Raw genomic sequence first — 20,846 nt, forward strand, 5'->3', positions numbered from 1 at the left:
ATCGGGGCCGGAGCTTTACCAATGGCGTCTCAGCAGTCGCTTCCCGATTTCGTGCAGGCCATGGATGCCGCCGGCTTCCTCGTCCGCATCAAGGACGAGATCCGCGTCGACCAGATTCCGACCACGTTGGAAGCCAATCCGACCAAGGCCGTCCTGATCGAGAAGATCAAGGATTGCGAGTTTTCGGTGCTCGCCAATGCCTATTCCAACCAGGACATGTATGCCTGGGCGATGGAATGCGACAGGACGCAGACCGGGCGCCAGATGGTGGAACGGGCCAAGTCGCGCTTCAAATGGGAGGTGGTCGACACCGCGCCCTGCAAGGAGGTCATCCTCAAGGGGGATGACGTTGATCTGACGCGGCTGCCCCTGTTCCTCCACCATGACCGCGACGGCCACGCCTACACGAACGACAACCTGTTCATCAGCAAGCACCCCGATACCGGGGTGTATGACTGGGGCATCTACCGCTCCATGTTCCGGTCAAGGACGGAGAAATCCGTCGACATGACGTGCACGTCGCATCGTCAGCGCATCCATGCGATGGCGGCCGCCGCGAAGGGGCAGAATCTTGAGGTCGCGATGGTCATCGGCGGCCCCATCCTGGACAAGGTCTCGGCGCTGGTCGGCGTGCCGGGCGACACCGATGACTTCGAGGTGCTGGGCGGATTCTACGGCGCGCCGGCCAAGATGGTGAAATGCGAAACCATCGACGTGCTGGTGCCCGCCAATGCCGAGCTTGTGCTCGAATGCGAGCTGATGGCGACCGAGGGACTCAATTTCGACGAGGGTCCCTATGGCGAGTTCACCGGCATGTATGGCGGCGGGATGAAGCACAACTATCGCCTGAAGGTGAAGGCGATGACGTTCCGCAAGAACCCGATCTACCAGCACTGCACGATCGGCGGCATGCATCCCTGGTACACCGACAACATGCTGCAGCTTCCGGCCATCGAGGCTGATCTGTACGGCGCGCTCCGCCTCGCGGGGATCGACGTGATGGAAGTCCGCAGCCCCGCCGGCGGGTTGTCGAACATCGCCTACGCGAAGATCCGGCCGCTCGGCGCCGGTGACGCCAAGCAGGCGCTCGGGCTGATGCTGACCTGCTCCAAGCAGGGGCTGCCGAAGGTGGCCATGGTGTTCAACGACGACGTCGACATCTGGGACGACCAGGCCGTGCTTGCCGCCATGGCGTTCCGCTACATGCCCGACCGCGATACCGTCATCATCAAGGACTGCAACACGATGACGGTCGATCCGAAATGCGCCGAGCCGGGCGTCAGCTCGAAGATCGGCATGGATTGCACCAAGCCGATGGGCGGCAGCTGGAATCCGGACGAGTTCATCAAGAGCGCGGTGACCGATCTCGGCGACCCGCCCGACAATGTCACGCCGATGTCCGAGGAGGAGATCGCCCGCGAGATGGAAGCCTTCATCGGTGCCGAGCCGCGTGCCTGGCTCGACATCCTGAAGCATTTCCATGGCCAGCCTTACAAGCTGATCTACGGGGCCTTCGGCGATCTGCGCCACAAGCTCGGCCGCATGAACGATGCGCCCTGGTATCGCTACACCCTTTCCGATCGGCCCTTCGCGTTCGAAGCGAAGCCGGCGGCCCTGTCCAATTTCGATCCGCGGCACGTCGGTTCCACCACGTCGTAAAAGCGAAAGAACGATGACTATGAGGAATGCACCGCGGCGCATGGTGGTGGGAATCACCGGTGCGACCGGCATCGTCTATGGCGTGAGGGTGCTCAAGGCTCTTCGTCAGCTGGAGATCGAGAGCCATCTGATCGTCTCCAAGGCCGGCGAGATGACGCGAGCCTACGAAACCGACATGTCCGCGGAGCAGCTCCGCAGCCTTGCTGACGTCGTCTATTCGCCGAACGATATCGCGGCGCCGATCTCCAGTGGTTCCTTCAGGACGATGGGAATGATCGTCGCACCGTGCTCGGTGCGCAGCATGAGCGATATCGCTCATGGTGTGACGTCCGGCCTGATCAGCCGGGCGGCGGATGTTTGCCTCAAGGAGCGGCGGAGGCTTGTGCTGCTGCTGCGCGAAACGCCTCTTCATGCCGGGCACCTGAAGAGCATGCTCGCCGTGACCGAGATGGGGGGCATCATCGCGCCCCCTGTTCCGGCCTTCTATTCGAGACCGCAATCCCTGGACGATCTCGTCACCCACACGGTCGGCCGCGTATTGGATCTTTTTGACCTGGATATCAAAGCCTTTCCGCGCTGGGGTGAACGCGACGAGGAAAGCGAAGACATCGGCGCGCGCACCGCGGCGCCGCTACGGCAGGCGTGAGCGGGGTTGGACGAACGCGCGATTCAGGGGCGGGGAGCCGGGAGCGGTTCCAACCTGCTCGATCCTGCGTTACCCGCCGGCCTGCGTCCTTCCACGCCGCTGCAACCACGCCACAACCAGCAGCAGCAACACTGACAGGCCCACCAGCATCGCCGCTGCCGCCGTCGTCGTCAGGCTGATCGAATCGTTCAGCCCGGCGAACATCTGCCGCGGCAGCGTCCGCTGCGCAGGGCCGGCGATGAACAGCGCGATGACCACCTCATCCAGCGACGTCGCGAAGGCAAAGATCGCACCCGCCGCTACGCCCGGCGCGATCTGCGGCAGACAGACGCGGAAGAAGGCGCTGACCGGCCCCGCGCCACAGGCCGACGCAGCGCGTAGTTGGACCGGATCGAACCCCTCCAGCGCCGCGAGGACCGTGACCACCACGAAGGGCACGCCGAGGGTCGTGTGCGCGATGATCAGGCCGCTGTAGCTCGCGACCAGCCCGATCGGCCCGAAGGTGAGCAGCAGCGCGACGGCCACCACGATGACCGGCACCACCATCGGCGCCAGCACGATGCCCATGGCCACCGCGCGCGCCGCCCCGCGCATCCGCCACAGCCCGAAGGCCGCCGGCGTGCCGAGCAGCGTCGCGAGCCCCGCCGACGCGCTGCCGATCAGCAGCGAGTTCCACAACGCCGGTAGCCAGAAGTCGGAGCCGAAGAAATCCTGGTACCAGCGCAGCGACAGGCCGGGCAGCGGATAGAACAGGAAGGATCCGGCTGAGAAGGACAGCGGCAGGATCGCGACGATCGGCGCCACCAGGAACAGCGCCACCAGCACCGCCGCGACCCAGGCCAACCCGCGCGCCATCACGCTGCCCCCGGCCGGCGGAAGCCCGCGAGCTTCCCGTACAGCGCGACGCACAGCCCGACCGCCGCCAGCAGCAGGACCGACAGCGCCGCCGCCAGCCCCCAGTTGACGCTGCGCGTCGCGTAGAAGCCGACGAACCACGCCAGCATCTGGTCGTTCGGACCGCCGAGCAGCGCCGGCGTGACGTAGAACCCCAGCGCCTGGATGAACACCAGCAGGCACCCCGCGCCGATTCCCGGCAGGCACAGCGGCAGCGTCACCCGCAGGAAGACGCGCCACGGCGCCGCACCCAGGGACGCCGCCGCCCGCGGCAGCCGCGGATCGAGCGCGCGGAAGGCCGCCACCAGCGGCAGCACCATGAAGGGCAGCAGGATGTGCACCATCGCCAGCACCACGGCGAAGCGGTTCATCATCAGCGGCAATGGCCCGATGCCGAGCCCGCCCAGCGCCGCATTCACTACGCCTTCCCGCTGCAGCAGCACCATCCACGCCGCCGTCCGCACGATCAGCGAGATCCAGAAGGGCAGCATCACCGCCGCCAGCAGGACCGTCGCCGGCCAGCCCTTCGACGTCGCGATCAGCCAGGCGAGCGGCCAGCCGAGCAGCAGGCAGCAGGCGGTCACCATCAGGCTGATCCACAGGCTGCGCAGCAGCACGAGGCGGAACACCGCCTGGTCTTCCGGCACCGCGCGCAGGCTGCCCGCCGCATCCTGCCGCAGGTCGAGCGCCGTCAGCACATGGAAGGCCGACAAGGGCCCGCCGGCGCGACGGATGGCGCCCCAGGTCTCGGCCTCGCCCCATTCCTCGCTGATGGCGAGGACGGCGTCGCGCGCGGTGCCCTCGAACGGTGCTTCCGCGCGCCGCGCGGTCATGGGCAGCAGGCCGCGGAAGCCGGGGCGGTCGGCATTGAGCCGCGCGGCGGCGCGGGGGATCGCGCTGGCGTCGCGTTGCCGCGCCTCGCGGAGATCGGCGACGAGCGCGGCGAAGGCGGGTTCGCCAGGCGCCACGCGCCCGTCCCAGCCGGCCAGCGCAGCGATGGTGCGGGGAAGGACCGGCGCGACCTCCCCATCCGTCACGCCACGCCAGAGGAAGGCACCGATCGGGGCGACGAAGGTGAGGAGGAGGAAGAGGAGAAGGGGAGCGGTCAGCAGGGCGGGACGGTTCATGGGAGGGGCTGCGCCTCCTGCTGTGGGCGTTGGAGGGGCGTTGCCCCTCCAAGCCACCCCAGCAAAGGCCGAAAGGCCTTTGCAAACCTCCACTTGGCGCCGGGCGACACGGGCGGGAACGATGCCGAACCCCGCTCTCGTGCACGGAGCGCGCGTTGGGGGGACGACAAGCCCCCGGTGCCGGACGCCAACAGATTGCGGTCCAGGATGCCCAGCATCCTGGCGGGGTGGTTCGGAGGGGCGGCGCCCCTCCGACCTTCCACCCTTACCGCGACACCCATGTGTTGAACCGCTGCGTCAGCCGATCGAGGTTGTCGAGCCAGAACCGGTCGCTCAGATGCAGGGCGCTCGCGATATTCTGCGGCGCCGTCGGCAGGTTTGCCAGCACGTCGGGCGGCAGGCGTTCGTTCACCCCCTTCGCCGTGACGCCGTAGGGGATCTTCGGGGGCAGCGTGGCCTGGACGGCCGGCTGGCCGACGAATTTCAGGAACTCCAGCGCCTTCGCCCGGTTCGGGCTGCCCTTCATGATCACCCAGCTATCCAGGGTGAAGATGTTGTTGGTCCAGACGATCGCGAAGTTGCGGTTGTCGGTCTGGTTCGCCGCGGAGATGCGCCCGTTGTACGCGACGGTCATCGCCACCTCGCCGGCGGCGAGCCATTGCGGCGGCTGGGAGCCGCGTTCGAACCAGGCGATGTCGGCCTTGATGCTGTCCAGCTTGCGGAAGGCGCGGTCCACGCCCGCGGCGGTGCCCAGCACCTGATACACCTGGGCCGGCTGCACGCCATCGGCCATCAGCGCCATTTCGAGCGTCGTCTTGGGCCCCTTGCGCATGCCGCGCTTGCCGGGGAAGCGGGCGCTGTCGAAGAAGTCGGCCCAGTTCGTCGGCCCCTGCGGGGTGCGGGCGCGGTCATAGGCGATGATGAAGGAATAGAGGATCGCGCCGACGCCGTAGTCGTTCACCGCCTCCGGGATGTAGGCATCGCGGCCGCCGATCGCGGCCCAGTCCATCCGTTCGAACAGCCCCTCATCGGCGCCGATCAGCAATTCCTCGGATTCCACCTGGACCACGTCCCAGGTGTTGGCGCCGGAGGCGATGCGGGAGCGCAGGACGCCGATGCCGCCATCCCAGGTCTCCTCGAGCAGACGGGTGTTGGTCTGCTGCTGGAAGGGGCGGAAGTAGACCTCCCGCTGCGCATCCTGATAGGCGCCGCCCCAGGAGACGACGGTGAGGTCGCGACCCTGCGCGCGGGCAATAGTTGGCAGGGCGCTGGCGGCCAGCGCCCCTGTAAGGACGGTACGGCGATGCATGGCGGTCGTCTCCTTCTCCCGGCGGCAGGGGGAAGCCTAGCCCTGCTTGGCGGCGTCGCGGAAGGCGAACGCCGCACCTTCCGGCCAGGCAATCGACGCCGGGCCGCCGGGCTCGGGCAGGGTGCCGATGCCGGTGGGGCGCTTGGCCAGCACCTCCCCGCCATCCCCGAGGCCGAGGCGCAGCCGAACATGGTCGCCGAGGAAGATCGCCTCCTGCAGCGTCGCGGGCATGGCGCGTTCGCCGAGGTCGGCGGCATCGACGCCGGCGACGGCGATGCGCTCGGGGCGGATCGCGACGAGGCAGCGTTCGCCCACGCCGCCGCAATCGACCGCCTGGGCGCTGACCACGGGGCCGCAGGCGAGACGGACGGTGCAGTCGTCGCCCTCGCGCGTCGCGACGATGCCGGGCAGCAGGTTGTTCTCGCCGACGAAGCCGGCGACGAAGGCATCGGCCGGGCGGTCATACAGCCGCTTGGGATCGGCGCATTGGCGGATGCGCCCGCCCTCGAACACCGCGATGCGGTCGGACAGCGTCAGGGCCTCCGCCTGGTCGTGGGTGACGTACATCATCGTCACGCCGAGCCGCTGGTGCAGGTGGCGGATCTCGAGCTGCATCTCCTCCCGCAACGCCTTGTCCAGCGCCCCGAGCGGTTCGTCGAGCAGCACGATGGGGGGTTCGAAGACCAGCGCGCGAGCCAGCGCGACGCGCTGCTGCTGGCCGCCCGACAACTGCGCCGGACGCCGGTCCGCAAAGCCGTCGAGCCGCACCATCGCCAGCGCCTTGCGCGTGCGCTCGTCGCGTTCCCCGCGGCCGATGCTGCGCACGGACAGCGGGAAGGCGACGTTCTCCGCGACCGTCATGTGCGGGAACAGCGCGTAGGACTGGAACACCACGCCGATGCCCCGCCGGTGCGGCGCCGTATGCGCGATGTCGCGGCCCTCCAGCAGGATGCGGCCGGCGGACGGCATCTCGAACCCCGCCAGCATCATCAGCGTCGTCGTCTTGCCAGAGCCGGACGGGCCGAGCAGCGTCAGCAGCTCCCCCCGCGCGATGTCGAGGTCGAGCCCCACCACGGCGGCGGCGGTGCCGCCATAGGTCTTCCGCACGCCCTCGAAGCGCACCAGCGTCTCGGCCATGACCTTGCATCCGGCGCCGCGCACGGCTTGTCAACGCCTGGTCTGCCCGGTAACGCCCGAGGCCAGCATGAGGGAACCGACCAGATGAGCGAGACCGCCGAACCCACCCTGATCGCGAAGCGGGAGGGTCTCGCCGGCACCCTGCTGATGAACCGGCCCAAGGCGCTGAACGCCCTGACGCTGGAGATGATCCGCGCTTTCGCGGATGCCATCGCGGCATGGAAGGACGATGCGGCGGTGAAGCTGGTGGTGCTGGAAGGGGCGGGCGGGCGCGCCTTCTGCGCGGGCGGCGACGTGCGCGCGGTGCGGGAGGCCTCGATCAGCGGCGACCGCGCGGCGGTCGAGGCGTTCTTCTCCGAGGAATATGCCGTCAACACCGGCATCGCGACCTTCCCCCAGCCCTGGGTGAGCCTGATCGATGGCGTCTGCATGGGCGGCGGCATCGGCGTCGCGGTCCATAACGGGCCGGTCATCGTCAGCGAGCACGCGCTGGTCGCCATGCCGGAAACGGCGATCGCGCTGTTCCCGGATGTCGGCACTTCCTATGTCCTCCCGCGGCTGCCCGGCGCGGTCGGCACCTGGCTGGCACTGACCGGCGCGCGGCTGACCGGGGCGGATTCGGTGCATGCCGGGCTCGCGACGCATTTCGTGCCGCGGGAATCCTTCCCGGCCCTGCGCGCCGCGCTGGTGGCCGAGGGCCCGGAGGCCGTCGCGCGCTTCGCCGTGACGCCGCCGGAGGCGTCCTTCGCGCCGCACCGCGACGCGATCGACCGCTGCTTCGGCCAGGACAGCGTCGCCGGCATCCTGGCCGCGCTGGACGCGGAAGGCACGGAATGGGCGGCGGCGCAGGCCAAGATCCTGCGGCGCATGTCGCCGACCTCGCTCTGCGTGTCGCTGGAGCTGCTGCAGCGCGGGGCCAAGCAGGACCTCGCCGGGTGCCTCGCGACCGAACTGGCGCTGACGCGGGTGGTGGTGAACCAGCATCCGGATTTCGTGGAAGGCGTGCGGTCGGTGCTGGTCGACAAGGACGGCGCGCCGAAGTGGCAGCCGGCGCGGATCGAGGATGTGGACCCCGCGGCGATCCGGGGCATGTTCGGGGCGTAGCGATCGAGTAGAGGACGGAGGGAGCGGGCCTCTCTCCGTTCCCCCCGGCCGCGTAGCTTGCCGGCCGATCTGGCGCAGGAGAGTGTTATGATATACTGTTGCAATTCATGTCAGACAGCGCCGACCAGCCTCGCAGCAACGACATCACCGAGCGACCGCGTCTCTGGCGGCGCTTCGCCGGGGATGACTGGCAAGCCTTCGACGCGCTTCCCGCCGCCATCCGTCGCCGTATGCATGAGCACGCTTATGATGCCTGGACGGTCAACGCGCTGATGCTCTGGCGCCGCTTCCGACGGCAGACCGCCAGCAGCGCGCGGGGTGAGCGCCGGCTGCTGAACCATCTCGAGGACTGCGAGAGGCTTGAGTTCGACGCCTTCGCCGACGCCTATGCGCGGCAATGGGGCCATGCGCTGCCGCATCGCGCTGCGGCGGCGACGGTGCTGCGGTACTGACGTCGCAAAGCGGCGGCTTCCACCACGGAGAGCCGCCGCGTGCCGTCGGATCAGACGGCCTCAGTGCGCGGGCCGGCCGCGTTCGCCGCAGGCCCAACCGTGGCTGTGGACCAACCCCTCGTCGCGATCGTCATCCGTCGGGGCCGGCGTCGCGCGGGGACGCGGGCGGGGGTCGCGGGGTGGCTCGGTCGCCCAGTTGTGGGCGTGCACCAGGCCGTCATCGTGGCGGTCGTTGTTGCTCATGATACGCGTCTCCTCTCGCTGGGGATTCAGTGGGCCGGTTGGGTTTCGCTGTGGAACTGCGCAGCCTCGGTGGAATGGGCCATGGCGGTGGTCGAGGCCGTGCCGCCCGACGCCGCCATCGCGACCGCGTCGAAGTAGCCGACGCCGACTTCGCGCTGGTGGCGCACCGCGGTGAAGCCCTCGGCCTCGGCCGCGAACTCCGCCTGCTGAAGTTCGGAGTAGGCACCCATGCCGCGCTCGGCGTAGCCGCGCGCGAGCTTGAACATCGATAGGTTCAGGCTGTGGAAGCCGGCGAGCGTGACGAATTGGAACTTGTAGCCCATCGCGCCGATCTCGCGCTGGAACCGCGCCGCCGCCTCGACGCCCATCTTCCGCTGCCAGTTGAAGCTCGGCGAGCAGTTGTAGGCGAGCATCTTGCCGGGGAATTCGCGATGGATCGCCTCCGCGAACTCGCGCGCGTCATCGAGGTCGGGGTCGCTCGTCTCCCACCACAGCAGGTCGGCGTAGGGCGCGTAGGCCAGGCCGCGCGCGATCGCGTACTGCTTGCCGACGCCCGGCCTGATGCGGAAGAAGCCTTCCGGCGTGCGGTCGCCGCTGATGAAGGGGCGGTCGCGCTCATCAACGTCGGCCGTCAGCAGCTGCGCGGATTCCGCATCCGTCCGGCACAGCAGAACCGTCGGCACGCCCTCCACATCCGCCGCCAGCCGTGCGGCGTTCAGGGTGCGGATATGCTGGCTGATCGGCACCAGCACCTTGCCGCCGAGATGGCCGCACTTCTTCTCCGACGCCAGCTGGTCCTCGAAATGCACGCCGGCGGCGCCGGCCTCGATCATCGCGCGCATCAGCTCATAGGCGTTCAGGGCGCCGCCGAAGCCGGCCTCGGCATCCGCGATGATGGGCGCCATGTAGTGCGTGCGGTCGTCGGCCTTGCCGTCCAGCCGTTCCATCGTCGCGATCTGGTCCGCGCGGCGCAGCGCGCCGTTGATGCGGCTGATCACCTTCGGCACGGAATCGACCGGATACAGCGACTGGTCCGGATACATCTGGCCCGCGGAATTCGCATCCGCCGCCACCTGCCAGCCGGACAGGTAGATCGCCTTCAACCCGGCCTTCACCTGCTGCAGCGCCTGCATGCCGGTCAGCGCGCCGAGCGTGTTCACATAGGGCTCCGACCGCAGCAGATCCCACAGCCGGCGGGCGCCATTCTCGGCCAGCGTGTGGCGTACCCGAAAGGAACCGGCCAGGCGGGCGACATCGGCATCGGTGTAGTCGCGGCGGATGCCGGCGAAGCGGTTCGGGTCCTGCGGGGGCACGGCGCCGCCGGTGCCGTCGGGGGCGCAGCAGGGTGTTGTCATCGGTCGCATGAGTGACTTCCTCGAATGCTCGGCCGGTGTATCCGGCGCCCGTCAATAATTGACATTGCAGCGCCGAGATTCACCGGCGATCTTGGTTAAGCCGCCGCAAGACCGTGGCCGTCTTCACAGCTTCGCCCGCGATTCTGTAAAGGTTGTAAATTCATGGCTCGCCCGCTGATCGGCCGCACGGTTCGCCGCCTGCGCCTGGAACGCAGCCTGACGCAGCAGGCACTGGCCACGCGCCTCGGCATTTCCGCGAGCTATCTCAACCTGATCGAGCACGATCAGCGCGCCGTCACGGCCTCGTTGCTCATCAAGCTGACGGAGGTGCTCGGCGTCGAGCTCGCCGCCCTGTCCGGCACGGCCGAACGCCAGCTCGAATCCGGCCTGCGGGAGGTCCTGTCCGACCCGATGCTCGGCTTGGAGGATGTGCCGGAACAGGAGGTTACGACCCTCGCCGCCTCCGCCCCCAATGCCGCACGCGCCGTGCTGGCGCTGTACCGTGCCTGGCGCGTGGCGCGGGAGGATGCCTCGGGCATCGCACTACCGACCGGCCGCCGCATCCTGCTGCCGACCGAGGAAGCGCGCGACTTCTTCCACGACCGCGCGAACCATTTCCCGGCACTGGAAGACGCGGCCGAAAGCATCGGCAACGAACTCGGCAGCCGCCCCGCGGAGATGAACCACGCCATCGCCGAGCGCCTGCGCCGCGACCACGGCCTCACCGTCCTCGTCGGTCCGCTCGAGGGCGCGCTACGCCGCCACGACGCCGCCGCGCGCGTCCTGCACCTGTCGGAATCCCTGCCGCGCGAATCTCGCGGCTTCCAGATGGCCTTCACCCTGATGCTGCTGGAAGCGCGCGAAGCGGTGGACGCCGCCATCGCCGGCGCCGAACCGTCCACGCCGGAAGCCGGGCAGCTCATCCGCATCGGGTTGCTGAACTACGCCGCCGCCGCGCTGCTGATGCCCTACGCGCCCTACCTCGCCGCCGCGCGCGAGCTGCGCCACGACATCGAGGCACTGGCCGCGCGCTTCGGCGTCTCCTTCGAACAGGCCGCGCAGCGGCTTTCGACAATGCAGCGCGATGGTGCGCGCGGCGTGCCCTTCTTCTTCCTGCGCGTCGATCCCGCCGGCAATGTCGGCAAGCGTTTCTCCGCCGCCGGCTTCCCCTTCGCGCGCTTCGGCGGCTCCTGCCCGCGCTGGGTGGTGCACGAAGCCTTCGCGACGCCGGGACGCATCCGCGTGCAGGTCGCCCGGCTGCCGGATGGCGCCACCTTCCTCACCATCGCCCAGACCGTGCAAGGCCGCGCAGCGCATTGGGGCGAACCGCCGCCCGTCCATGTCGTGGCGATGGGCTGCGACCTGACGCGGGCGCCCGAACTGGTCTACGCGGACGGGCTGGACCTGGAAGCGGCGGCCGTCGGCATCGGACTGTCCTGCCGGCTCTGCGACCGTGCCGATTGCCGAAGCCGGGCGTTTCCGCCGTTGGAACACCGGCTGGTGCTGAATCCGGCAGAGGAAGGGGCGGCGCCGTATCGGTTCGAAGCGGCCTCCGGCGGCCGGGGGAGATGAACTCCCCCGGACCCCCTCCTTTTTCTGTCTATTGGCGCCGCCTCGGCTGTCAGTCTCCAACAGTTAAAAAACGGAGGGGGATTCGGGGGAGGTGTTCCTCCCCCGACCTTCTTCTTCACAGCGTCAGATAAGCGCGCCGCACGCCCTCATCCGCCTCCAGCGTCGCAACGTCGCCCTCCCAGCGCACGGCGCCTTTCTCCAGCACCAGCGCGCGATCGGCGACGGCTGCGGCGAAGTCGAGGCTCTGTTCCGAGACGAGCACGGCGATGCCTTCCGCCTTCATGCGCAGCACGGCCTCGGCCATCTGCTCCACGATGACCGGCGCCAGGCCTTCCGAGGGCTCGTCGAGCAGCACGGCCTCGGGGTTGCCCATCAGTGTGCGTGCGATGGTCAGCATCTGCTGCTCGCCACCTGACATGGCGGCGGCGCGGCGGTGGCGCATCTCGGCGAGGTTGGGAAATACCTCGAACAGCCGTTCCGGTGTCCAGGAGCTGCGGCCGGGGCGGCGGCCGACGGCCAGGTTTTCCGCCACCGTCAGGTCGGTGAAGATCCGGCGGTCCTCCGGCACATAGCCGAGGCCGAGCCGCGCGATGCGATAGGGCGGCAGGCCCGCGATCTCCCGCCCCGCGAAGCGCACCGATCCGGCGCGCGGCGGCAGCAGGCCCATGATGGCCTTCAGCGTGGTGGACTTGCCCGCGCCGTTGCGGCCCATCAGCGCGGCGACCTCCCCGCGCGCCAGATGAAGGTCGACGCCGAACAGCACCTCGGCAGGGCCGTAGCCGGCGCGCAGGCCGGTCACCTCCAGCACGCGCTCAGCCATGGGTGCGCCGCGCCCGCGCGGCGGCCTTCGTGCCGGACTGGCCGAGATAGACGCGCTGGACCTCCGGGTCGGCGCGCACGTCCTCGGGGCTGCCGCGCGCGATGATCTCCCCGCGCACCAGCACCAGGATGCGGTCGGCATGGGCGAAGACGGAATCCATGTCGTGCTCGGTGAACAGCACGCCGATGCGCTCGCGTCGCGCGATGCCGGCGACCAGCGCCATCAGCGCGGCACGTTCGGACGGCGCCATGCCGGCAGTCGGCTCATCCATCAGCAGCAACCGTGGCGCGCCGGCGAGCGCGATGGCGAGTTCCACACGCTTGACGTCGCCGTAGGCGAGCTCTCCGATCGGTCGATCGGCCTGCGCGGCCATTCCCACGCGGTCGAGCAACGCCAGCGCCGCGTCCCGATGCAGGGCCGCCGCATCCGACAGCATCTGCCGCGTCTGCCGCTGATGCGCGATCAGCGCCATCTGGACGTTGCCGACGACGGTGAAGGACAGGAAGGTCTGCGCGACCTGGAAGCTGCGCCCCACGCCCAGCCGGCACAGCGCTCGGGGCGGGGTGTTGGTCACATCCTGCCCGGCCAGCGTGACCCGCCCGGCATCCGGGCGAAGTTGCCCGCCCACCATGTTGAAGGTGGTCGATTTTCCGGCCCCGTTCGGGCCGATCATCGCGAGCATCTCGCCCGGTTCGAGCGCGAAGCTCACGCCATTGGCGGCAACGACGCCGCCGAACCGCTTGGTCAGCCCCTCGGCCGCGAGCAGCGTCATGACGCGCCACGCCGCCGTGATACGAAGGCGCCGGCCAGCCCGCGCGGAAAGACCAGCACCATGGCGATGATCGACAGGCCGAGCAGCAGCCGCCAGTAGTCGGTCAGCGGCATGAAGAAGTCCTTCACCGCATGGAACGCGGCGGCCCCCGCGACCGGCCCCATCACCGACTGGATGCCGCCGAGCAGGATCATCGACAGGAAGTCGACCGACATCGGGATGCCGAGAAGCGTGGGATCGATGGACCCTTTCGAGAAGGCGTAGAGCCCGCCTGCAAGACCCGCGGCGGCCCCGGCGAGCGTGAAGCCCAGCCAGCGATGCGTGCGCACGTCGATGCCGACGGCATCCGCGCGCGCCGCCGAATCCCGCGCCGCGCGCAGCGTCGCGCCGAAGGGTGCGTGGATCACGCGGCGGAGGAAGATGATGGCGCCGAGTGTCAGTACCGCCGTCAGATAGTGGTATGCCTCCCGCGATGCGGCCCAGGACGAGGGCCAGACGCCGACCAGCCCGTTGTCGCCGCCCGTGACCTCCACCCACTGGAACACGATCGCGTAGGCGATCTGCGCGAAGGCCAGCGTCAGCATCGCCAGGTAGATGCCCGACAGCCGCACGACGAAGAAACCGAAAAGCGCGGCGGCCGCCCCGCCGGCGATGGGCGCGGCGATTAGTGCCGGTTCCATCGGCAGCCCCGCCTTCACCACCAGCAAGCCCGCGCCATAGGCGCCGAGCCCGAAATACGCCGCGTGGCCGAAGGAGACGATACCGCCATTGCCCACCAGGAAGTTCAGCGAGAAGGCGGCGAGTGCCAGGATCAGCACCTCGGTGCCGACCTTGACGGTGTAGGCGTCGAACAGCGGTAGCGCGAGCACCGCGACCACCGCTGCCGCTGCCAGCAGACGGCCGGCGCGCCCCAGCGGGTGGGGGTCCAGGATGCCTTCGGGCAGCACCGCGCGGCCCGAAGCCGCCTCCGGTCGGCCGAGCAGCCCCCACGGTTTCACCACCAGCACCACCGCCATCAGCAGGAAGGCCAGCACCAGCGTGATCTTCGGGAAGACCAGCACGCCGAAGGCCTGCAACTGCCCGATCAGCATCGCGGCGAGAAACGCGCCCGGCACCGATCCCATGCCGCCGATGACGGTGACGACGAAGGCCTCGACGATGATCGAGAGGTCCATATGCGAGCTGGCCGAGACGCGCGGGATCTGAAGCGCGCCGCCGAGCCCCGCCAGCGCGGCGCCGAGGAACAGCGTGCCGGTGAACAGCATCGCCTGGTTCACGCCGAGCGCGCCGACCATCTCGCGGTCCTGCGTCGCGGCGCGGATCAGCACGCCGAAGCGCGTCCGGTGCATCAGCAGCCACAGCAGCGCCAGCACGGCCGGGCCGACGGCGATCAGGAACAGCTCATAGGCCGGGAAGCGCTGGTCGAAGATGTATACCGCATGCCGCAGCCCCGGTGCGCGAGGACCCGGAATCTCGACCGGCCCCCAGATCATCGAGACCACATCCTGCACGATCAGCACCACGCCGAAGGTGGCGAGAAGCTGGAACAGCTCCGGCACGCGATAGATGCGGCGCAGCAGCAGCAATTCCATCGCCACGCCGAGCAGCCCGACCGCGACGGCCGAGGCCAGCACGCCCACGAAGAACATCGTGGGCGACCGGTCCAGCTCCAGCAGCCACGGCACGATCGTCACCGCCATGTAGGCGCCGAGCATGTAGAACGACCCATGCGCGAAGTTCACGATGCGCGTGACGCCGAAGACGATGGTCAGGCCCGAGGCGATGATGAACAACGACGAGGCGCTGGCCAGGCCCGACAGGGCCTGGACCAGCAGGAAGTCCCATTCCACCGTGCGTCAGGCCGAGCGACGCGCGGCTCGGACCTCGGCTTCGGAGAACATGTAGTCGGCACCGTCGGCGAAGCGGGGGTTCTTCATCGCCCCTGCGCGCCCGCGCAGCGTCGTCTCGCCGACCCACGCGCCGAGCGTGCTCTGGTGATCGAGCCCGCGCATGGTGACGGGCCCGACGACGGTGTCCGTGCGCAGGTCGGCCAGCGCGTCGACCATGGCCTCGGTCTCGGCCGAACGTGCCTGGTTGAGCATGTTCGCGACGATCTGCACGGTGACGTAGCCGAGCAGGGAGCCGAGCCGCGGCATGTCGTTGAAGCGGCCGCGATACGCCTCGATGAACGCCTTGTGCGCGGGCGGCGCCTCGATCTGCTCGACCGGATAGCCGGTGACGATCCAGCCTTCCGGCGTCTCCTCGCCGAGCGGGATCATGTATTCCGGCTCGCCGGTCAGCAGGGAGGCGACGGTACGGCGCTCGAACAGGCCGCGCGTATTGCCCTCCCGCACGAAGGCGGTGAGGTCCGGGCCGAACAGCACGTTGAAGATGCCATCGGGTCGCGCCTGGGACAGCGCGCCGACCGTCGCCCCGGCATCGACGCGGCCGAGCGCGGGGAACTGCTCCGCCACGATCTCCGCCCCGGGGATCGCCTCGGGCAGCAGGCGCTTGAAGTTGGCGGCGGCCGATTGTCCGTAGTCGTAGTTGGGCGCGACGATCGCCCAGCGCTTCGCGGTCTTGCCGCGCAGCGATTCCACCAGCATGCGCGTCTGCATGTAGGTGCCGGGGCGGACGCGGAAGGTATAGCGGTTGCCCTGCGCCATGGTGATGGCGTCGGTCAGCGGCTCGGTCGCCAGGAACAGCCGCTTGCGCTGGTTCGCGAAGTCCGACACCGCGAGCCCGACATTCGACAGGTAGGTACCGGCCAGGAAGGCGACGTTCTCGCGCGTCAGCAATTCCTCGGCGACGCGCACGGCATCGCCCGGCGTTGACCCGTCGTCACGGAACACGAATTCGATGTGCCGCCCGCCCATCACGCCGCCGGCGGCGTTCACCTGATCCTGCGCGAGCTGCATCGCGTTGCGATACGGGACGGCGAAGGCGGCCATCCGGGCGTAGGAATTCAGCTCCCCGATCCGGATCGGCGCGCCCTGGGCGACGCCTGGGCGCGCCAGCGCGACCAGCGCCGCGCCGCCAAGCGCCCGGCGGGAAAGGGTGAAGCGGGTCATATCGGAGCCTCCTGGTAAACGTGCTCAGCCCCGATGATCGGGTTGGCGGCCCCGTGGCGCAATGGGGTGAGCCCCGCTTGACCGATTGGCCCTGCCCGTGGCGTGGTCCTGCCGCGATGGATGCCGGCGCCAGCCTTGCCGATCTGCTGACCGCGGCCGCCGCCGGGGACCGGGCGGCGCTGCGCGCGGTCTACCAGGCGCAATCCGTGCGGTTGTTCGGCATCGCGAATGCCATCCTGCGCGACCGCGACCTGTCGTCGGACGCCATGCAGGACGCCTTCATCCGCATCGCCCAGCGTGCCCACCAGTTCGATGCCAGCCGGGGCACGCCGGAAGCCTGGCTCGGCGCCATCGTCCGCCACGCGGCGCTCGACATCATCCGCGCCCGCGGCCGGGAGATCGCGACCGACGATCCCAATCTCGGTGACGAGCCGGTGGCACCCGAGGCTGAGGACCGCCTCGCCGCCACCGCCGAGGGCCGCCGGCTGCGGGAATGCCTGCAGGGGCTGGAGGCGCGGAACCGGGACGGCATCGTGCTGGCCTTCGTCCATGGCCTGTCCCACCCGCAGATCGCCGAACGGCTCGGGACGCCGCTCGGCACCGTCAAGTCGTGGATCCGCCGCGGCCTCCTCGCGTTGAAGGAGTGCCTCGCGTGATCCCGACCGATCCCGCCGATCGTGACGCGCTCGCCGCCGAATACGTGCTCGGCACGCTGGATGCCGCCGCCGCGCGCGAGGTCACGCAGGCGATGGACGCGGATGCCGATCTGCGCGGGCTCGTGGCGGCGTGGGAGGCGCGGCTGGCGCCGCTAAGCGCGCTCGCCGCGCCCGAGGCGCCGCCCCCCGGGCTGTGGGATCGCATCGAGGCCGCGCTGGATGGCACGCGGCCCGTGGCTGCCGCGCCCGCGCGCCGCTCGGCCTTCTGGCGGAACTGGGCGCTGGGCGCGAGCGCCGTCGCCGCCGGCCTCGCGGCTTTCCTGCTGCTGCGGCCTGTGCCCGAACCCCGGCTGATGACCGTGCTGCTGACGCAGGGCGACCAGCCGGCCTGGCTGGTGGAGGCCGAAGGCGGCGCGCTGCGGCTGGCCTCGCTGAACCCGCAGCCGGTGCCGGATGACCGGGTCATGCAGCTCTGGGCACTGCCGCAGGGCGCGACCGCCCCGACCTCGCTGGGCCTGATCCCGGCGCAGCAGGGCTCGCTGACCGTGACGCCGTCGACGATCCGGCCCGAGCCCGGGATGCTGATGGAGATCACGCTCGAGCCGCCGGGGGGCTCGCCCACTGGCCGGCCGACCGGGCCCATCCTGTTCATCGGCCGGCTCGCGCCCGCGCGCGGCACCTGACGTTCCGCCCGCCGGAACGCATCACCGGCCGGTCGCGGTCTTGTGATGGCCCGGGCGCATCCATCGCGGATCGGCACCCGTAAGGCGGTCAGCGGGGCCGTTGGCGGCTTCGCCGAACAGGAGAACCGCCATGACGACCCCGCTTCGCGTCGCCCTTGCTGCCTTCGGCATGGTCGCCGCCGCCCAGGCCGCGCAGGCTGCCACCATCGTCGGTCTGACCGCGGACAATGCCCTCGTCTCGATCGACAGCGAGACGCGCCGCGCCGCCGCGCCGGTCCGCATCACCGGCACGGATGGCCGTGTGATCGGCATCGACCAGCGCCCGCAGGACGGCCGCCTCTATGGTGTCACGGAAAGCGGGCAGATCGTGACGATCAACCCTGCCGACGGCCGCGCCACGCAGGTCAGCCGCCTCAACACGGCGTTCGCCTCCGGCGGACGCGCGGTGGTGGACTTCAACCCCGCCGCCAACCGCCTGCGGCTGATGGGCATGAATGGCGTGAACCTGCGCGTGAACGTCGATACCGGGGAAGCCGTGACGGATGGCACGCTGAAATACGCGGCCGGGACGCCGATGGCCGAAACCGGCCCGCGCATCGTCGCCGGCGCCTACACCAACAGCATGACCGGCGCGCAGCAGACGGCGCTCTACACGATCGACACGCTGTCCCGCCGGCTCAACCTGCAGGCGCCGCCGAATGACGGCGTGCAGCAGCCGCGCGGCGAGGTGGCGGCGACGCTCCCGGCCGGCGTCGCCTTCGACATCCTCTCGGACGGGCAGGGCGGGAACACGACCTTCCTCCTCGCCGACGGGACGATGCACAGCGTGAACCTCGAGACCGGCGCCGCGACCGCGACCGGCCCAGTGTCGGGCCTGCCGGCGGTCGAGGTCATCGATATCGCCGCGATGCGGTGATCCGAGGCGCGCCCCCGGCGCGGTGCGCGGCGATCCGTGATTGTGCCCCCATAGCGGATCGTCTCGCCCGGCCGGGGGAAGCGTGGCCCCAGGTGTCGAAGCCGTGCCCGGCGTTCGCGACGCGCGTCACGCCGCGCACGGATCGGCGTCGGGGGTCGAGGACCGGGGAGGGGCCGTGCCTCTCCCCGGCACTCTCATCGGCCGCGCCACACTCCGGGGCGCACGGCTGCCGCGCAGACGCTGCCATAGGCTGTGATGCCAAGTGCCACCGCCACGAACTGCCCCGTCAGCCCGAAGCCCATCAGATCCGACAGCACCCAGCCGCCACCGACCGCCAGCGCGATGCGCGACAGCGCGGCGACGACGGGCCAGGCCATGCGTCCCGCGCCCATCGCTGCGAAGTACAGTGCCATGCCGATGCCGAAGCCGGGCATCGCCCAGCCGATGATCGACAACGCCTCGGTGGCGATGACGCGCACTGCCGGGTCGTCGGTGAAGGCCGCCGCGGTGGCGCCGGGGAAAATCGCGACGGGGATGGCGATCGCGCTAGTGACCGCCAGGGCCAGCCCGCCGCCGGTCCAGGCGATGCGCCGCGCCTCCGCCCAGTCGCCGCTGCCGACAGCCCGGCCGACCAGCGCCGTCAGGGCGGAGCCGACGCCGAAGGCGAGCGGGATCATCAGGAACTCCATCCGCGCCGAGATGCCGTAGCCCGCAACCGCCGCCGCACCATGGCCGGCGATACGCGCGGTGACGAGGATGGTGGCGAGGTTGGCGATGGTCGCCATGGCGCAGGCGATCAGGCCGACGGCCAGGATGCGGTGGAACAGCGCCCGCCGCAGCGGCGTCCGGAGCGAAGGCGTGAAGCCTGCTCCGCCCGACATCACGGCGGCGGCCATGACCACAGTCGATCCCGTCATCGCCAGCGCAAAGGCCAGGCCCGCCCCGGCGAGTCCCATGCCGGCCGGCTCCATCAGCAGCCACGCCAGCGGCGGATAGACGATCCAGGCGCCGACCACCCCGCGCGCCGCCAGCGCATGCCGGCCGCCGCCGCGCAGGATGGAGGCGAGGGTGTTGGTCAGCCAGGCCGGCAGCGCTCCGGCGCCGAACAGCCAGGCGGAATAGGCAGCGGCGGCTTCCGCCGCCTCCGGCCCGCCGATCAGGCCAAGCACGCTGCGCGGGAAGATGGCGAGCGGCACGGCGAACAGGGCCGCCCCGATGAAGGCGATCACCAGGGCATGGGTGGCGAGCGCCGCGGCTTCCTCGGTCTGGCGGGCGCCGAGGGCGCGGGCGATGGCCGAGACCACGCCGCCGCCCATCGCGCCGGCCGACATCTGGCCCAGCAGCAGCGCGAAGGGCAGCACCACCGCCCAGCCGGCCAGCGCCGGCGTGCCCTGCCGGGCTGCGAGCCAGGGTTCGATCAGCAGGGCCGCGACCTGCGTGGCGGCAAGCAGCGTGGTCGGCGCCGCCAGGGCGAGGATACGGCGCAGCCGGTCCCGCGTGGTCGGCGGCGGGGGCGCGAAGCCGGCGGCGTCATTCATCGGTGGTGATCTCGTCGGGGGCGGGAAGCGGGTCGGGGGTGCCGAAGCGGCGGCGGATGGCGCCATTGGCGCCGGGGCCGGGCAGGATGCGGACATCCTCGGGGCCGATCGGGCTGCCATCCGCGCGGTGTGGCGTCGGGGCGAGCACCGCGGCGCCGGTGGCGCGGTCGATCATGACGGTGGGCGGCCCCTCGGCGCCCGAGAAGTGGCGGGCGCCCCAGTCGCGGATGGCGAGGTAGAGCGGGAAGGCGTCCCGCCCCCGATCGGTCAGCCGATAGGCGTGGCGGGCGCCCTCCGGCACGCGCTCCAGCAGCCCATGCCGGGTGAGGTGTGCGAGCCGCGTCGAGAGGATGTTCGGCGCGATGCCGAGATTGGTCGCGAAGCCGTCGAAGCGGGTGGTGCCGGCAAAGGCCTCCCGCAGGATCAGCATGGTCCAGCGCTCGCCGAGTACCGCCATGGCACGGGCGACGGGGCAGCGCATGGCGCCGAAATCGGTGGGACGCATGGCGGGATCCGCGGTGACCGGCGGTCATCGAACCCGACAAACTTGCATTTTGCAAGTCACGCTGGTGTGCCAGCTTGTCCACAGGATTTTTGCCGTGGGATGCATCGCAGAACTTGTGTCCCGACCGCCGTTCCGAATACCGTATATTGTGTTAGGGGTAGTTCAGGGGATGCTCGCGATGGATTGGACCGCGGAAGCGATCGAGCGCCTGAAGGCGCTCTGGGCCGAGGGGCATTCGACCGCCGAGATCGGCCGTCGGATGGGCATTTCGAAGAATGCCGTGGTGGGCAAGGCGCACCGGCTGAGCCTGCCGGCGCGGCCGAGCCCGATCCGTCGCGATGCGGTGCCGCGGCCGGCACCGGTGCCGCGTGCGCCGCGGCCCATGCC

Annotated in this window: 21 protein-coding genes; 9 read left to right on the plus strand and 12 right to left on the minus strand. The window is 70.1% G+C overall.

The window, feature by feature from the left end:
* Positions 1–21 precede the first annotated feature (21 nt).
* Positions 22–1,659 (plus strand): UbiD family decarboxylase, encoded by a 1,638-nt coding sequence (locus GXW78_RS03855; protein WP_211866194.1) that lies wholly within the window; start codon positions 22–24, stop codon positions 1,657–1,659.
* A gap of 40 nt (positions 1,660–1,699) precedes the next feature.
* The gene (locus tag GXW78_RS03860) at positions 1,700–2,305 is read left to right on the plus strand and encodes a UbiX family flavin prenyltransferase (protein ID WP_338147676.1); all 606 of its coding nucleotides are present in this window, start codon (positions 1,700–1,702) and stop codon (positions 2,303–2,305) included.
* A gap of 69 nt (positions 2,306–2,374) precedes the next feature.
* Here the strand turns inward: GXW78_RS03860 and GXW78_RS03865 are convergent, their stop codons facing one another.
* The 4 genes from GXW78_RS03865 to GXW78_RS03880 all read right to left on the minus strand — a co-directional run bounded on the left by GXW78_RS03865 (position 2,375) and on the right by GXW78_RS03880 (position 6,772).
* Complete coding sequence (locus GXW78_RS03865; RefSeq protein WP_211866198.1) at positions 2,375–3,160, minus strand: ABC transporter permease; 786 nt, start codon at positions 3,158–3,160, stop codon at positions 2,375–2,377.
* Entirely contained in the window at positions 3,160–4,326 is a 1,167-nt protein-coding gene (locus GXW78_RS03870) for an ABC transporter permease (protein ID WP_211866200.1), read from the minus strand. Before GXW78_RS03870 ends, GXW78_RS03865 begins: the two co-directional genes overlap by 1 nt.
* A 265-nt stretch (positions 4,327–4,591) precedes the next feature.
* Positions 4,592–5,635 (minus strand): ABC transporter substrate-binding protein, encoded by a 1,044-nt coding sequence (locus tag GXW78_RS03875; RefSeq protein ID WP_211866202.1) that lies wholly within the window; start codon positions 5,633–5,635, stop codon positions 4,592–4,594.
* A 36-nt stretch (positions 5,636–5,671) separates the two neighbouring features.
* Complete coding sequence (locus tag GXW78_RS03880; protein ID WP_211866204.1) at positions 5,672–6,772, minus strand: ABC transporter ATP-binding protein; 1,101 nt, start codon at positions 6,770–6,772, stop codon at positions 5,672–5,674.
* A gap of 84 nt (positions 6,773–6,856) precedes the next feature.
* Between GXW78_RS03880 and GXW78_RS03885 the strand changes: the two genes are divergently transcribed.
* Entirely contained in the window at positions 6,857–7,876 is a 1,020-nt protein-coding gene (locus tag GXW78_RS03885; protein WP_211866206.1) for an enoyl-CoA hydratase/isomerase family protein, read from the plus strand.
* A gap of 107 nt (positions 7,877–7,983) precedes the next feature.
* Complete coding sequence (locus tag GXW78_RS03890) at positions 7,984–8,328, plus strand: DUF6525 family protein (protein ID WP_211866208.1); 345 nt, start codon at positions 7,984–7,986, stop codon at positions 8,326–8,328.
* A 60-nt stretch (positions 8,329–8,388) separates the two neighbouring features.
* Here the strand turns inward: GXW78_RS03890 and GXW78_RS03895 are convergent, their stop codons facing one another.
* Positions 8,389–8,571 carry a hypothetical protein gene (locus GXW78_RS03895; protein WP_211866210.1) on the minus strand — a complete coding sequence of 61 codons (183 nt, stop codon included), beginning with the start codon at positions 8,569–8,571 and terminating at the stop codon, positions 8,389–8,391.
* A 26-nt stretch (positions 8,572–8,597) separates the two neighbouring features.
* Positions 8,598–9,935 carry an isocitrate lyase gene (gene aceA / locus GXW78_RS03900; protein ID WP_211866212.1) on the minus strand — a complete coding sequence of 446 codons (1,338 nt, stop codon included), beginning with the start codon at positions 9,933–9,935 and terminating at the stop codon, positions 8,598–8,600.
* Between the two features lie 153 nt (positions 9,936–10,088).
* Here aceA and GXW78_RS03905 point away from each other — a divergent pair, with 153 nt between their 5' ends.
* Positions 10,089–11,498, plus strand: coding sequence for a helix-turn-helix domain-containing protein (locus GXW78_RS03905; RefSeq protein WP_211866214.1), 1,410 nt, complete (start codon positions 10,089–10,091; stop codon positions 11,496–11,498).
* A gap of 115 nt (positions 11,499–11,613) precedes the next feature.
* On the opposite strand, the gene GXW78_RS03910 is transcribed toward GXW78_RS03905, so the two are convergent.
* From GXW78_RS03910 to GXW78_RS03925, 4 genes are read right to left on the minus strand one after another with little or no spacing between them, the layout of a single operon-like run.
* Positions 11,614–12,318, minus strand: coding sequence for an ABC transporter ATP-binding protein (locus tag GXW78_RS03910; RefSeq protein WP_211866216.1), 705 nt, complete (start codon positions 12,316–12,318; stop codon positions 11,614–11,616).
* Entirely contained in the window at positions 12,311–13,090 is a 780-nt protein-coding gene (locus tag GXW78_RS03915; protein ID WP_211866218.1) for an ABC transporter ATP-binding protein, read from the minus strand. The genes GXW78_RS03910 and GXW78_RS03915 overlap by 8 nt, the downstream gene beginning before the upstream one ends.
* Positions 13,087–14,940 (minus strand): ABC transporter permease, encoded by a 1,854-nt coding sequence (locus tag GXW78_RS03920; RefSeq protein ID WP_211866220.1) that lies wholly within the window; start codon positions 14,938–14,940, stop codon positions 13,087–13,089. The genes GXW78_RS03915 and GXW78_RS03920 overlap by 4 nt, the downstream gene beginning before the upstream one ends.
* Before the next feature lie 6 nt (positions 14,941–14,946).
* On the minus strand, positions 14,947–16,161 hold the full coding sequence (locus tag GXW78_RS03925) for an ABC transporter substrate-binding protein (RefSeq protein WP_211866221.1): 1,215 nt from the start codon (positions 16,159–16,161) through the stop codon (positions 14,947–14,949).
* A gap of 77 nt (positions 16,162–16,238) precedes the next feature.
* On the opposite strand from GXW78_RS03925, the gene GXW78_RS03930 reads away from it, so the two are divergent.
* From GXW78_RS03930 to GXW78_RS03940, 3 genes are all read left to right on the plus strand, one after another.
* Positions 16,239–16,817: a sigma-70 family RNA polymerase sigma factor gene (locus GXW78_RS03930; RefSeq protein WP_246521832.1), complete on the plus strand. Its 579-nt coding sequence runs from the start codon at positions 16,239–16,241 to the stop codon at positions 16,815–16,817.
* The gene (locus GXW78_RS03935; protein WP_211866222.1) at positions 16,814–17,500 is read left to right on the plus strand and encodes an anti-sigma factor; all 687 of its coding nucleotides are present in this window, start codon (positions 16,814–16,816) and stop codon (positions 17,498–17,500) included. Before GXW78_RS03930 ends, GXW78_RS03935 begins: the two co-directional genes overlap by 4 nt.
* A 130-nt stretch (positions 17,501–17,630) precedes the next feature.
* Positions 17,631–18,416 (plus strand): DUF4394 domain-containing protein, encoded by a 786-nt coding sequence (locus GXW78_RS03940; protein ID WP_211866223.1) that lies wholly within the window; start codon positions 17,631–17,633, stop codon positions 18,414–18,416.
* 194 nt (positions 18,417–18,610) lie between these two features.
* Here the strand turns inward: GXW78_RS03940 and GXW78_RS03945 are convergent, their stop codons facing one another.
* Together GXW78_RS03945 and GXW78_RS03950 are read right to left on the minus strand one after the other, a co-directional pair.
* Entirely contained in the window at positions 18,611–19,954 is a 1,344-nt protein-coding gene (locus tag GXW78_RS03945; protein WP_211866224.1) for an MATE family efflux transporter, read from the minus strand.
* Positions 19,947–20,459 (minus strand): winged helix-turn-helix transcriptional regulator, encoded by a 513-nt coding sequence (locus GXW78_RS03950; RefSeq protein WP_211866225.1) that lies wholly within the window; start codon positions 20,457–20,459, stop codon positions 19,947–19,949. Before GXW78_RS03950 ends, GXW78_RS03945 begins: the two co-directional genes overlap by 8 nt.
* Before the next feature lie 178 nt (positions 20,460–20,637).
* Here GXW78_RS03950 and GXW78_RS03955 point away from each other — a divergent pair.
* The coding region (locus tag GXW78_RS03955) for a GcrA family cell cycle regulator (protein WP_246521833.1) at positions 20,638–20,846 on the plus strand (209 nt) is incomplete at its 3' end.

The organism is Neoroseomonas terrae (assembly GCF_018129025.1).
Lineage (GTDB): Bacteria > Pseudomonadota > Alphaproteobacteria > Acetobacterales > Acetobacteraceae > Neoroseomonas > Neoroseomonas terrae.